Source organism: Paenibacillus sp. R14(2021), from assembly GCF_019431355.1.
Taxonomy (GTDB): domain Bacteria; phylum Bacillota; class Bacilli; order Paenibacillales; family Paenibacillaceae; genus Paenibacillus_Z.
Window position 1 is genome coordinate 5,540,710 of sequence record NZ_CP080269.1, and the last position, 13,070, is coordinate 5,553,779.

Annotated in this window: 12 protein-coding genes; 6 read left to right on the plus strand and 6 right to left on the minus strand. The window is 52.0% G+C overall.

The features are described from left to right. Positions 1-7 precede the first annotated feature (7 nt). Positions 8-1,654 (minus strand): CPBP family intramembrane glutamic endopeptidase, encoded by a 1,647-nt coding sequence (locus tag KXU80_RS25705; protein ID WP_219835922.1) that lies wholly within the window; start codon positions 1,652-1,654, stop codon positions 8-10. Positions 1,655-1,998: 344 nt separating this feature from the next. Continuing rightward, entirely contained in the window at positions 1,999-2,892 is an 894-nt protein-coding gene (locus KXU80_RS25710) for a LysR family transcriptional regulator (protein WP_219835923.1), read from the minus strand. Positions 2,893-3,130: 238 nt separating this feature from the next. Here KXU80_RS25710 and KXU80_RS25715 point away from each other — a divergent pair, with 238 nt between their 5' ends. Genes KXU80_RS25715 through sdhB form a run of 3 tightly spaced genes read left to right on the plus strand, consistent with a single transcriptional unit; the run spans position 3,131 to position 6,351 of the window. After that, positions 3,131-3,802: a succinate dehydrogenase cytochrome b558 subunit gene (locus tag KXU80_RS25715; protein ID WP_219835924.1), complete on the plus strand. Its 672-nt coding sequence runs from the start codon at positions 3,131-3,133 to the stop codon at positions 3,800-3,802. Positions 3,803-3,826: 24 nt separating this feature from the next. Then, positions 3,827-5,572 carry a succinate dehydrogenase flavoprotein subunit gene (sdhA, locus tag KXU80_RS25720; protein WP_219835925.1) on the plus strand — a complete coding sequence of 582 codons (1,746 nt, stop codon included), beginning with the start codon at positions 3,827-3,829 and terminating at the stop codon, positions 5,570-5,572. Between the two features lie 14 nt (positions 5,573-5,586). Continuing rightward, on the plus strand, positions 5,587-6,351 hold the full coding sequence (gene sdhB, locus KXU80_RS25725) for a succinate dehydrogenase iron-sulfur subunit (RefSeq protein ID WP_219835926.1): 765 nt from the start codon (positions 5,587-5,589) through the stop codon (positions 6,349-6,351). 261 nt (positions 6,352-6,612) lie between these two features. On the opposite strand, the gene KXU80_RS25730 is transcribed toward sdhB, so the two are convergent. Then, positions 6,613-6,921, minus strand: a complete 309-nt coding sequence (locus tag KXU80_RS25730) for a winged helix-turn-helix transcriptional regulator (protein ID WP_308858129.1) — start codon at positions 6,919-6,921, stop codon at positions 6,613-6,615. 269 nt (positions 6,922-7,190) lie between these two features. Between KXU80_RS25730 and KXU80_RS25735 the strand changes: the two genes are divergently transcribed. Beyond that, positions 7,191-8,027 (plus strand): DUF695 domain-containing protein, encoded by an 837-nt coding sequence (locus KXU80_RS25735; protein WP_219835927.1) that lies wholly within the window; start codon positions 7,191-7,193, stop codon positions 8,025-8,027. Here the strand turns inward: KXU80_RS25735 and KXU80_RS25740 are convergent. From KXU80_RS25740 to KXU80_RS25750, 3 genes are all read right to left on the minus strand, one after another. Then, entirely contained in the window at positions 8,022-8,927 is a 906-nt protein-coding gene (locus tag KXU80_RS25740) for an EamA family transporter (RefSeq protein WP_219835928.1), read from the minus strand. The two genes, KXU80_RS25735 and KXU80_RS25740, sit on opposite strands and share 6 nt — an antisense overlap. 171 nt (positions 8,928-9,098) lie before the next feature. Next, positions 9,099-9,908 carry a histidinol-phosphatase gene (locus KXU80_RS25745; RefSeq protein WP_219835929.1) on the minus strand — a complete coding sequence of 270 codons (810 nt, stop codon included), beginning with the start codon at positions 9,906-9,908 and terminating at the stop codon, positions 9,099-9,101. An 11-nt stretch (positions 9,909-9,919) separates the two neighbouring features. Next, the gene (locus KXU80_RS25750; RefSeq protein ID WP_219835930.1) at positions 9,920-10,822 is read right to left on the minus strand and encodes a LysR family transcriptional regulator; all 903 of its coding nucleotides are present in this window, start codon (positions 10,820-10,822) and stop codon (positions 9,920-9,922) included. A 189-nt stretch (positions 10,823-11,011) separates the two neighbouring features. Here KXU80_RS25750 and KXU80_RS25755 point away from each other — a divergent pair, with 189 nt between their 5' ends. Both KXU80_RS25755 and KXU80_RS25760 read left to right on the plus strand, forming a co-directional pair. Beyond that, positions 11,012-12,286, plus strand: a complete 1,275-nt coding sequence (locus KXU80_RS25755) for an MFS transporter (protein ID WP_219835931.1) — start codon at positions 11,012-11,014, stop codon at positions 12,284-12,286. Between the two features lie 63 nt (positions 12,287-12,349). Beyond that, positions 12,350-13,003, plus strand: a complete 654-nt coding sequence (locus tag KXU80_RS25760; protein WP_219835932.1) for a metal-dependent hydrolase — start codon at positions 12,350-12,352, stop codon at positions 13,001-13,003. The last annotated feature ends 67 nt before the right edge of the window (positions 13,004-13,070 follow it).

Consider the following 13,070-nt stretch of genomic DNA (forward strand, 5'->3'; position numbering starts at 1 on the left):
CATTTCATTAGGTATAGGAGTTTGGGGAATGCTGCGGTCCGCTTCCGGAATGGGGTGCAGTACGCTTTCTCCTATCCCAAGCGCGGATGAGCCAAGCGATCGGTATCGGAAGCACGATATAGAAGATGCCCATCAGTACATTGCTGGCAGTTCCCATGAGCATGAGGGAAATGGCCATCATCGTGCTATCGAAGATCGCGTGTGCGAACAAGACGGTAATGAAGCCGTAGCGCAAGAACATAAAGCTGAAAATCAAACCGATAACCGTCAGCTCCAGCAGCCTCGTCGTCGAAGGGAAGATGGGGTACGTGACATGGCCGAGCGCCCAGATGACGGTAGGTATGAGGGAAGCGACGAACGGATTTTTGAACCAGCGCTTCATCAGCCCGATGCCGAACAGACGGAAGACGGCTTCCTCCGAAATCGCGGCGCACCATGCGAGCAGCGGGAACAGCCACGGAGCTGCAAGATTATAAGTCGATTGGGTCACGTCGGTCGTGGACCACGAACCGTTGACGCGCATGAGGATAATGAAAATAATCGTCTGCAGCCCCAGCAGCATAAAAGCCGTCAAATAGCCGAGCCACATGCTCTTCCATACGTGGTCGCCATATCCAGCCTGACCGAAACGCGGCCACAAATTACGGCCCATTCCTCGCCATAAACCGTCTCCGCCGACCAACGAGAAGTACACAGCGAGCGCCATGACAATCGTAATCAGGCAGCTGACGATAACGGCAGCAATGGCGAGGACATCTGCGTTCGCTGTTTCCCCGTAGCCGGCTGCCAAGCCGTCCGTCATATTCCAATCATTGATGAGATACATCGCCAGGAAGATGAAGGAAACGACAATGCCGCGAACGAAGGAAGTGTGCTTCCGGTATAACGATGCATAAATGATAGCGAGAATAAACAACACGAAGGAAAGGAATAAGCTTCCGATCGTGGATAAATAGTTGGCGATCCGCTTCTGCTTGGCGACATAATCGCTGTAGTCGGCAGGGACGACAAACCGGGGCTTGTAGGCAGCGATCCGGAAGCTGCCGCTGCCCAGCTTCTCGCTGCGGATGCCGAGAACAAGCTTGGCTTTTCCGACGTCGGTCGGCGATTTCTCATACCAGATCTCGCCGGTGTCTTCATTGATGCGGCTGGTTTTCAAGTCCGACTTGCTGAATCCTTGAGATACCGCGAATGCCATCGCAGAATCCTTCAGCTCGTTGCCGGTTGCCGGCATGAGATGCTGCTCTTCCAAACGGTTCCATGCGACGACGGTCCCTTTTTGCATATGAATATAGACGAATACGACGCTTTCATCCGGCAGTTTAGCAGTAACCTGAAACGTGTCAGTTGGCAGGGTTGGATCATATTTCTTCTCGTAGCTCCGGGCCAGCTTGTTTTTCTCCAAGTAGCCATACAGCATGCTGTCCGACTGATGGACGGCGTGTACGCTGACCGGATTGCTCGAATACTGCTTTTGAACGAACGCGGCTGCAGTTTGCTCCGCCGTGCTCTTAGCAATGATATTCTCGCTGCCGCTGTCGAAGAACGAGTCCGCCGTTGTGGGAACGATCTGAATGAGCAGGTAGACGATGATTCCGATTCCGGCTAACCAGCCGCATAACTTCCAATTGGGCTTGAGCTGCATTGCATCCATTCGGCACCTCGTGTCTCATAATAAACTGCTTGTCGTTGTTACGATTACCATATCATAAGCCATGCGACATGATCTACGCCCCGGAGATGAAGAGGGCGGTCTTGCGAAGAACGCTTGTCATATTCATATTCGCATTTTTCTTACATTAAACCATTAGGTTCTCATTACAGAGGCATGATAATTCCTCAGCGCCGGATGAACTGCGATCCAGCCCGCCCATTTATATTGAAGAAGCGTGCATGCATGGTATTGGAAACGGAAAATGGCAAACAATAAGGACAGGGACTCTGCGCCTTTGTCCGTTATTGCTATGGGCAGTCTTGCAGCTGATTAGGTAAACAGGATCATCCCTTTTTGTAATGAGAGGCGATTTCGCCGATCCATAGTTTAACTGACGGGTTTAAGTTTTCCGTATGCTCGTAAATGAGGGAGGTGGTGCGTTTGGACTCCTCCAGCTCGCGGATCGGCACGACCAGCAGGTCATTGTCAACCAGCATCTGCGGCCGCAAATACGATTTGGGCAGCAATGTAGCCGCTCGGCAGGTGTGCAGCAGGCGAAGGATCGCCTCAAAGGAGTCGATTTCCATGCGCACGTCGGGCAGCAGGCGGTATTTCTCGAACAACTCGTCCGTCATGATTCGGTACCAGGTGCCCTTGGAGAACAGGATCATCGGCATGCCATTTAAATCGGTAATATCGCTAAGCCCCTTGTCCATGACAAAATGGTTTCGCGGAAGAACGAGAACCAGATGATCGTCGAACAGCGGGATGCACTGCAGCTGAGAATCTTCGATGCGGGAAGCGACAATTCCGAGATCGGCTTTACGGTCGCGGACGAGCGTGACGATTTCATGCGTCTTGCCCGTGATCGCCTTGATGTCCAGCTCTGGGCTGCGCTCCGTCAAGGTCTGAATCAAATCCGGCAGCGACGTTTGAAGCGTCGTCAAGCTTGCGCCGATCGTAAGCGTGGAGCGGCCCGCGCTGTTGTACGCCGCCACCATTTTCAAGAACCGCAGATGCTGCTGCTGGGCTTCGATCGCATAATCGTAGGTCAACTGACCGATTCGCGTCAGCTCCAGCCTTTTGCCGATACGGCGGAACAACAATGCGCCGAGCTCTTGCTCCAGCTTAGCGATTTTGCGCGATAAGGCAGGCTGGGATAGATTCAGTGCCGCAGAGGCTTTATTCATGCTGGATTGTTCCACGACGACCGTAAATACATGCAGTTCTTCGAGCATTGGACAGCTCCTTCCGTGAATAACGCTTATTTATCTATGCTTATGCAAAAAAGGTATAAGTTTTAATGAATAATAAGCAATTCCATTATAAGCATAAAAGGAGTATCATGTGAAATGCGACCAATGTGTGAATTCTATTATTTATTGACGCTCCAAAGGGCTCAGAGTAAAATGGAGAATGGTTTTGGCGAATTTTGACGATTGCAACCCCACAGTTTAGAAAGGAGCACGTTACGTTATGAAAGGAAACTCGTACTTATCGCGCAAGATCCACTCCTTACTCGGAGTAATCCCCCTCGGCTTGTTCATTATCGAGCACATGGCGACGAATTTTTCCGCTGTTGAGGGAGGCCCGCAGGGGTTCAAGGATACGGTTCTGGTTTTGAATGCTCTGCCGCTGGTCCCGATTTTGGAATTGTTCGGCATCTGGCTTCCGCTTCTATTTCACGGCGTATATGGTCTCTATGTCGCGTATCAATCCAATATTAACACGGGACGCTTCAAATACGGCCGCAACTGGGCATTTACGATGCAGCGGATTACCGGCGTAATCACGTTTATCTTCGTCTTCTGGCATTTGTATCAAACGCGCTATCAAGTCATGATCGGCGCAGTTACTCATGCGGAGCTCGGCAACCAAATGCACAACATTACCAACAACAGCTTTTACCTGACGATGTACATCATCGGTGTTATCGCGGCAACGTTCCACTTCAGCAACGGCATGTGGGCTTTCCTTGTCAGCTGGGGAATTACGGTCGGACAGCGCGCGCAGCGCATTTCGTCCATGATTTGGATGGGCGTATTCGTTGTCGTCGCGGTTATGTTCGTGATGACGCTCTTCGCTTTCCATGGCGATGAATTTAAGGAAGCGGCATCTACGCTGCTGCAAATGACGAATCTCGTTTAAGTTTGAGACAAGGAGCGAAATGCAATGGCTAAAAATAAAATAATTGTCATTGGCGGCGGTCTCGCCGGCTTGATGGCTACAATAAAGGCTGCGGAAGCAGGCGTTCATGTCGACCTCTTCTCGCTTGTACCGGTTAAACGCTCGCACTCCGTATGTGCGCAGGGCGGCATTAACGGCGCTGTAAATACGAAGGGCGAAGGCGATTCGACGTGGGAGCATTTTGATGACACCGTCTACGGCGGCGACTTCCTGGCGAACCAACCGCCTGTCAAAGCGATGTGCGACGCGGCGCCGGGCATCATCCACTTGATGGACCGGATGGGCGTTATGTTTAACCGCACGCCGGAAGGCTTGCTTGACTTCCGCCGTTTCGGCGGCACGCAGTACCACCGTACGGCTTTCGCCGGCGCAACGACGGGCCAACAGCTGCTGTACGCGCTGGATGAGCAGGTCCGCCGCTGGGAGACTGCAGGTCTCGTTACGAAGCGCGAGCACTGGGAGTTCTTGGGCTCCATTCTAGATGACGACGGCGTTTGCCGCGGCGTATCTGCGCAAGATCTTCGTTCTATGGAAGTACATACCTTCCCGGCGGATGCAGTCATTCTGGCATCGGGCGGCCCAGGTATTATTTTCGGCAAAACAACGAACTCCGTCATCAACACAGGTACGGCGGCAAGTGCGGTTTATCAGCAGGGCGTTCATTACGCGAATGGCGAATTTATTCAAATTCATCCAACGGCGATTCCCGGCGACGACAAATTGCGTCTTATGTCCGAGTCCGCGCGCGGCGAGGGCGGACGGATCTGGACGTATAAAGACGGCAAACCATGGTACTTCTTGGAAGAAAAGTATCCAGCATACGGTAACCTCGTACCGCGGGATATCGCAACACGCGAAATTTTCGACGTGTGCGTCGAACAGAAGCTGGGCGTTAACGGCGAGAACATGGTGTACTTGGATCTTTCTCATAAAGACCCGAAAGAGCTGGACGTGAAGCTCGGCGGCATTATTGAAATCTACGAGAAATTCATGGGCGACGATCCACGGAAAATCCCGATGAAAATCTTCCCTGCGGTTCACTATTCCATGGGCGGCATGTGGGTCGACTTTAACCAAATGACGAACATCCCAGGGTTGTTTGCCTGCGGAGAATGCGAATACCAATACCACGGCGCGAACCGTCTTGGCGCCAACTCGCTGCTGTCCGCGATCTACGGCGGTATGATTACGGGTCCGAAAGCCGTTGAGTACATCAAAGGCTTGAAGAAATCCGCTGAAGATATTTCTTCTACGGTGTTTGACCGTGCGAAGAAACAACAAACCGATAAATACGAAAGTATTTTGAATATGAACGGGACCGAGAACGCGTATGTGCTGCACAAAGAACTCGGCGAGTGGATGACCAACAATATGACGGTTGTTCGTTTCAACAAGAAGCTCGAAGAAACGATCGTCAAGATTAAAGAGCTCAAGCAGCGCTACAACAATATCAACATCAACGATACGGCACGTTGGAACAATGCGGGCGTAGCCTTTACACGTCAGCTGTGGAACATGATGGAGCTGTCCGAAGCGATGACGCTGGGCGCACTGCTCCGTAACGAAAGCCGCGGCGCTCACTATAAGCCGGATTTCCCGGAACGTAACGATGAGGAATTCCTCAAAACAACGAAAGCGACTTGGACGGCGGAAGGTCCTCAGATCTCGTACGAAGAAGTCGATGTCTCACTTATTAAGCCGCGTAAACGCGACTACTCCAAGGAGAAATAGAAAGGAGAATAACGATGGCGGAAACGGCAGTAGCAAGCAAAACAGTCAAGCTGGTCATTACGCGTCAAGACGCTCCGAACTCTGCGTCGTATACGGAAGAGTTCGAAATTCCGTACCGCGCGAATATGAACGTAATCAGTGCGCTGATGGAAATTCAGCGTAATCCGAAGAAACGCGACGGACAAAGCACGGCTCCGGTATGCTGGGAGTCCAATTGTCTCGAGGAGGTTTGCGGCGCTTGTTCGATGGTGATCAACGGCAAACCGCGTCAAGCCTGCAGCGCGCTGGTCGACAAGCTGGAACAGCCGATCAGATTGCAACCGATGAGCACATTCCCGGTTGTCCGCGATTTGGTCATCAACCGCGAGCGCATGTTCAATGCATTGAAACGCGTTAAAGCGTGGATTCCAATCGATGGTACTTACGATCTTGGGCCGGGACCGCGCATGGCGGAAACGAAGCGCCAATGGGCGTACGAGCTTTCCAAATGTATGACCTGCGGCGTCTGCATGGAAGCTTGTCCAAACGTGAACGAGCGGAACAGCTTTATCGGTCCTCAGGCGATCTCGCAAGTGCGTTTGTTCAATGCGCATCCAACGGGCGAAATGAACAAAGATGAGCGTCTGGAAACGCTGATGGAAGATGGCGGCATCGAAGGCTGCGGTAACTCGCAGAACTGCGTGCGCTCGTGTCCGAAAGGTATTCCGCTTACGACGTCCATCGCAGCGATGAACAAAGACACGACGAAGCACTTGTTCAAGAAATGGCTGGGCATGTAGCTCCGGTTTGAAGCATAGCGCTCCCTAAGCGGGGCACTTCGTACAGCTCATACGATTAGCGCTCCCATGGTACTTCTTACCAAAGTCGCTCTAATTCGTATGAGCTGTGCTGCTTTTATACGCGCCTTCATGCCGCGGCATTCTCTAACCTTCGCGGGAAATAGACGAAAAACCTAAAAAAGCTGTTCCCGGTAAACGTGCGGGAGCAGCTTTTTTAGGTTTGCATCATTTGCAAGGGATCAACCGAATCAGTCCGGCGGCTTAGCACCAATGTTCGCCCCAATCTTGGATAGATCGGATAACGGGCTCTAATCCATACCCTTTTTCCGTTAATTCATATTCAATCCGGACGGGCATTTCCGGGTAAACATTCCGTTTAATGATATTGCAGTGCTCTAGCTCTTTCATCCGGTCAGTCAGCATTTTGTCGCTCATTTCCGGAATTTGTTCTTTCATTTCCTTAAATCGCTTAGGTCCACCCAAGAGAACGCGTATGATTAAACCGGTCCATTTTTTTCCAAGCATCTCAGTTGCGGATTCATACTTTGGGCACATTTTGGAATAATCCACGTTATCACCCCTCTTTTGCTACACTTATTGTACCACAGTAGGATTTACAAAGGGAATGGATATTCATCGTCCGGAACAAAATACTTTTCAAAATGTATTAACTTTATTAAAGTAAGTCATAAGTGATAGTGAATTATTGGTAATTAACTCATGCAGATGGACCTAATAACCGAAATATGTTCTAGTATACTGTCGAATAATCCCGTTATAATGGTTGGAGGCACAGGACAAACCGGAGGAGCCACTTACAAATTGTATTGAGGTGCTGTATGAAGACGGATAATTGGGGATTTTACGAACGGCTCTCCGAGACGGAGCAGATGCGCGTTCTTATCAATATTGGCTACAACGGCTCCGCGCCGCTGCCAAACTATACGGAGCTGCTGTCCATTACGGTCAATCTATATCCCGTACGGGAAAGCAATCGCACGAACCGGCAGTTTGTTCAGCAGCTCGAACAGCTGGAATCCAAGCTCGAGCAGTGGCTGAAGAGCACAAGCGGCGCCATTTACATCGGTCGCATTAATGCTTCTACGCGCTTAGAATTTTATTATTATTTGGAGGGCGGAAGGCTTACGGACGAGCAGCTTCATGCCTGGCTGGGGGCCAATTGGAGGTTTCGGGCGCAAGCCTACCGCAAAGAAGATGCAGCATGGTCATTCTACTTCTTTCTCCTGCCGAGTGCTATGGAGCAGTTATTCGTCCACAACGCGCAGATGATTTATGCACTCATTCATAAAGGCGACAATATCGGCGAGCCTAGAAATGTATACCACTGGCTGCTGTTTCGCGAAGACGGGGAACGCAGCGAGATGGAGGAGCTCTTGGAAGCGCATGGCTATGTGATTGAGCGAGAGAAAGAGGGCAAACCGGAGACGGATTATCCTTATCCGCTTGTCATCAGCAAATTCGAGGATGTTCGGCTGGACACGATCAATGAGCGTGTGCGGGATTTATATCGACTGCTGGATGGAAGGGACGGCCGATATGACGGCTGGGGGGCCGCGATGCGGTTGTCCAGAACGAACCGCATTCGCCGCTATATTAGACGCAGAGTGGAGTTCGCGCAATCCACGCTGCGCAAAGTATTTGCAGGACGGTCATAGGCGAATCAGGATCAGTCCGGCCAACGTCAGCACGAATGCGCACCATTGAAGGCGGCTTAATCGTTCACGGTAGAGAACAATCGCTCCAGCTGCCACAACCAGGCTGTTGGCCGCGAATATCGGGCCCGCGATATTGGCTTGTCCGGTCTGCAGCGCCACGGCATAAAGCTGCAATCCGCCGTAAGAGAACAAGCCGGCGAGAAGGCCCCATCTTAGACCGATGCCAGCTGCGTTCGAGGCGCGCCGGACTATTAGATTTGCGGAGCGCTGAATTCCGCCCAAGGAATAGATGTTCTTGTTTTCCTTCGCTGCGGCAAAGGCAAACCAAACGATGGATAAGCCGTACGCGATGAACAGGACAGGTGCGCCGCTGAGGCCTAGATCATCCGTGACCTTCAAGCCGCCGTTACGAATCGCGAACAGAAGAACGCTCATCCCAACGTAGAAGAACCATTTGGGCCGAATGGCCGTTTGGTTCTCTTTGCCCTTGATGGATACGAAAACGACCGCAATCAGCAGGAGGAGCACGCCGATCAGCTCAGCTGGCGACATAGGCTCATGATAGACGAAGGTGCCGAGGCCAACGACGAGTAGAATATTCATATTGGTAAGGGGGGAGGTCAAGCTGGCCGGGCCGCAGTCGAGTGCCTTCATGAATAAAGCGTTGCCGAGCGCAGAGCCGGCTCCGATGATCAGTCCAGCTGCCCATACGCGCACATCGCCGAGAGCGGCAGTGAGGGTATGCTCCGCAGTGCTGTGGATGCCGAAACCGATCGTCCCCGATATATAAAGACCCAGAAGCAGATAGGCGGAGGAGCCGCCCTGCATCTGGGACACTTTCATCCACCAGCCCGCTAATCCGAACAGGATCGCGCTGCCGACAGCTGCTGCAAACCACATGTGATTTCACCTTTCTATGACCCAAACCGATTTTGTTACACAATTGAAATGTTCCTGTTATCGTCCCATTACATAAGTGGGGTACTATACTTAACAAGACCCCCTTTTGATTATATATGACTTCGGACCTGCTTCGTGCAGGTCCACTTTTTTTGTCCGCAGGTAAACGGTTTATAACGGTACGGAGACAGGCTGCTTGTTCTTGTAATAGAACCATTCCTTGAAGCCGATCTCCTTCAGACGCTTCGCAACGCGATCCCAATCATCGCCTACCCGGCTTGGCTTATGCGCATCGGAGCCAAATGTAACCGTTACTCCGTAATGGCAGGCTCTCTCCAGAATCGCATCCGACGGATACCAGCCGCCGACATCCTTCGTACTGCCTGACGTATTGATCTCGATAGAAGCCTTGCTGCCTGCAATCAATTGCAGTGCCTCGTCGATTGCCTCGTCCGCAAGAATATCGGAGAAGGCCGGATAGTAGCCCTTCATGGCGTCAATGTGGCCGAGAACTTGGAACATCCCGCTTTGCGCCGACTGTCCGATCAACTTGTAATAATGGCGCTTCTCATCCTGCTTCTGCGCGTCCGACATGCCTTTCCAGCGGTTACGGTTAAAGATACTGACGCCGCGCGATTGGTGGACGGAGCCGATGATGTAATCAAACGGGTAGTTGGCGTACATGTCCCGGTACAAGTCTGCATGCTCGGGGAAAAAATCCGATTCCACACCAAGCAAGACGTCGATTTTGCCTTCGTATTTTGTTTTGAGCCTCAGCACCTCGTCAATGTAATGGACAAATTCGCTCTTCGCCATTGCGATGCCCGGATTCAGACGATCCTCGCCGCTCGCGAAGAAAGGAGAGTGATCGGAGATTCCGATAACGTCCAAGCCCGCACGGATCGCGGCTTTGATATAATCCTCAATGCTGTCGTCAGCGTGACCGCACCGGAAATGATGCGTATGTAAATCGAATTTCATAGTAATTCCTCCTATTCGCTGCTAATGAATTGATCTTCGGGCATACCCTTCAAGTCGCTCAGAAACTGCTGCATGGCGGAGTTGATATACCTGCCCGACTTATACACGAGTCCGACAGGGTGGCTCATATCCAGTTCATTGACCTTGATCCGTTTGAGCGTGCCGAGACGGACTTCGTTGGCAATGGACAGCTTGGAGACGACAGCGGCACCTAAATTGATTTCCACCATTCGTTTGACCTCTTCGCTGCTGGACAGCTCCATGACGATATTCGGCTGTAAGTTGTATTTCCGGAAGATCTGGTCGAGAAACCTCCGTCCTAACGTATCCGGCGACAGCATAATCATAGGAATATCCTTGAGCGATTCTACCGTCGTATGCTTGAGATGGCTCATCGGATGTTCAGGCGCTACGACCAGTTCATACGTGTCGTAGTACAGGATCGAGGTTTCCACGTTTGGATTCCGTTCGGATAAGTACGTAATGCCGATATCTACGCTTCCGTTCTCGACACTTGCCATAACGCCTGAGGATGGCATGGAATGGATCGTCGTTTTGATAAGCGGGAATTGGTTATTAAAATAGGACAGGACGCGCGGCAAAATTTGAATGGCAATGGACGAGGTCGTGCCAAGCACGATATGCCCCTGCGGTGTCTGGCTGAGATCCGACAGCTTTTGCTTCAATTCTTCCACGATCCCAAGAATCCGCTCGGCATGATCCAGAAAGACCTGTCCGCGATCCGTTAGCGTGACCGGCTGATTCCGATCGATTAGAACCGTCTTAAATTCATCCTCAAGGCTTTTGATTTGCGCGGAAACGGCCGGCTGCGTCAGGTTGAGCAGTTCACCGGCCTTGCGAAAGCTCATTGTCCGCGAGATCGTTAATAGGGTTTCAAGCTGGTTAATGTTCACGGAATCCCTCCTTTGTCGATTAAAGATTTTTATCACACCTATTTATGATTATAAAGGAAAACCGGCTGAACAGCAAAATGCACCAAGCGCGGGAAAGCGCCTTTACAACAAATTTAGAAGGATTCAAGGTGCTTCTGTCGAAGAATGTTGGGCGCGGATCGACTAAAGCGCGACAAAGGAGCGAATAGCATGAACCCGAAAGCAGTGCGAAGCTGGATCATGTACGATTGGGCCAATTCCGCGTTTGCGACGACAATTATGGCTGCGGTCATGCCGATCTACTACAAAACGGTAGCCGGAGCGGATTTAGCAGGCAACACGGCAGAGAGCTATTGGGGATATACGCAGACGATCGCTATGCTGCTCGTTGCCGTGCTCTGTCCAATCTTGGGAGCGATTGCCGATTATTCAGGCGCAAAGGTCCGGTTTCTGACGGTATTTATGTTCATTGGGGCAGTCGCTTCGCTTGGCATGGCTTTTGTCGGGACGAATGATTGGCTCCTTGCTTCCGTGCTGGTCGTCATCGGCACGATTGGCTTCGCCGCTTCCAATACGTTCTATGATGCACTGCTGCCCAGCGTGTCTACGCCGGAGACGATGAATGCAGTCAGTAACAAAGGCTATGCCATGGGCTACTTGGGCGGCGGTTTGCTGCTGCTGGTGAATCTTGTTATGATTAATGGGTTTGATAAAGTCGGATTTCCAAGCAAAACAGCGGCTTCCCAGACCGTCTTCGCGACGGTCGGTCTCTGGTGGATTCTCTTCTCGATTCCAATTATGCGCAATGTGAAGGAATCAGCTCGGGGTACGGCAGAAGGCTTCAGCGCCATAATGAAGAACGGGTTGCGGCGTGTGAACGGAACCATTCGGGGCTTGAAGCAATACCCCGAGCTGCTTAAATATATGGCTGCCTTCTGGTTCTTCAATGATGGAATCAACACGGTTATTGTGATGGCGACCATTTATGGCAGCGGAATCGGGATCGAGACATCGGATCTCATCGCCGCACTCCTCATTACGCAGTTCGTAGGTTATCCCAGCACGCTGCTGTTCATTAAGTTTGCGGCACGGATCGGAATGAAGAAATCGATGTACAGTTCGCTTCTGCTTTATGTCGTGATCGTCATCCTCGGCTATTTCATGACGAACGCGCTGCATTTCTACATTCTGGCCGCCATGGTCGGGCTTGTGCAGGGCGGAAGCCAGGCGACGGCAAGATCGCTGTACGCAACGCTTGTCCCCCCTTCGCGGACGGCGGAATTTTTCGGATTTCTGAGCTTGTCGAGTAAATTCGCCTCCGTGGCAGGGCCGTTCGTCTTTGCGGTCGTGGGTACGATTACGGGATCGAGCCGGTTCGGCATCCTGGCGCTGCTGGCGTTCTTCATCATCGGAATCGCGCTGCTCGTCTATGTGGACGTGGAGAAGGGACGCAGGGAGGCGCTTGCGGAAGAAGTGTTGACGTAAGGGAACGAACGTATCGGAAGTATCGGACATCTGGGTCAGTCGCATTCAGGGAGGCAAGGAGAAATGAAAGGCACGACGCATTTGGCGATCGGCGTTGCGATTGGCGTAACGGCTGCGATCAGCCATCCGTTCTCAGCGCAGCATGCGGCGATTTATATCGCGGTTGCAGCTTGCTCGGCACTTAGTGCCGATTTGGACGGCACTAACATGTTAAGCGGCAAGCTGAGCGGCATAGCGCGAATGATTCGAGAGCTGCTGCTATGGGGCGGACTTATTCTAACCGGCATTTTGGGTTACATCTATGTGATGAAAGGCATGCTTTACACGGAATGGAGCATTGGCGCGGTAGCGATGTCGCTGCTTGGATTCGTGTCCAGGAGCGGCGTCATTCGCAATGCGCTCGTCAGCGCCATCGGCTCCGCGCTGCTGTACGGCGGGATTGCGGGCGGCATGGGCTGGCTCATGGGACTTGGCGTTTATGTCGCATGGGTCCCTTGGCTGAACCATCGCGGCTTGACGCATACGGTTTGGGCAACGGCGGCCTGGGGCTCGATCGGATGGGGCCTTGAACAGCAGGTGCATGTAGACGGCGTCGCATCAGTGGCGGTATGGGGCTACGTGTCGCATCTCGTTGCGGACACCCTGACGCCAAGCGGCGTCAAATGGCTGTATCCGCTGTCGAAGAAGACGTTCAAGCTGCCGATCGGCAAACTCTAATCCAGACGGTACCGCTGCAGTAAAAAAGCGCTTTGAGGATCATCGGGATCCTCGAAGCGCTTTTTGC

Coding starts and splice junctions, on each gene's coding strand:
- KXU80_RS25705 (WP_219835922.1), bottom strand. CDS start 1,654: ATGGATGCAATGCAGCTCAAGCCCAATTGGAAGTTATGCGGCTGGTTA.
- KXU80_RS25715 (WP_219835924.1), top strand. CDS start 3,131: ATGAAAGGAAACTCGTACTTATCGCGCAAGATCCACTCCTTACTCGGA.
- KXU80_RS25755 (WP_219835931.1), top strand. CDS start 11,012: ATGAACCCGAAAGCAGTGCGAAGCTGGATCATGTACGATTGGGCCAAT.
- sdhA (WP_219835925.1), top strand. CDS start 3,827: ATGGCTAAAAATAAAATAATTGTCATTGGCGGCGGTCTCGCCGGCTTG.
- KXU80_RS25740 (WP_219835928.1), bottom strand. CDS start 8,927: ATGTGGTTTGCAGCAGCTGTCGGCAGCGCGATCCTGTTCGGATTAGCG.
- KXU80_RS25745 (WP_219835929.1), bottom strand. CDS start 9,908: ATGAAATTCGATTTACATACGCATCATTTCCGGTGCGGTCACGCTGAC.
- KXU80_RS25735 (WP_219835927.1), top strand. CDS start 7,191: ATGAAGACGGATAATTGGGGATTTTACGAACGGCTCTCCGAGACGGAG.
- KXU80_RS25760 (WP_219835932.1), top strand. CDS start 12,350: ATGAAAGGCACGACGCATTTGGCGATCGGCGTTGCGATTGGCGTAACG.
- sdhB (WP_219835926.1), top strand. CDS start 5,587: ATGGCGGAAACGGCAGTAGCAAGCAAAACAGTCAAGCTGGTCATTACG.
- KXU80_RS25710 (WP_219835923.1), bottom strand. CDS start 2,892: ATGCTCGAAGAACTGCATGTATTTACGGTCGTCGTGGAACAATCCAGC.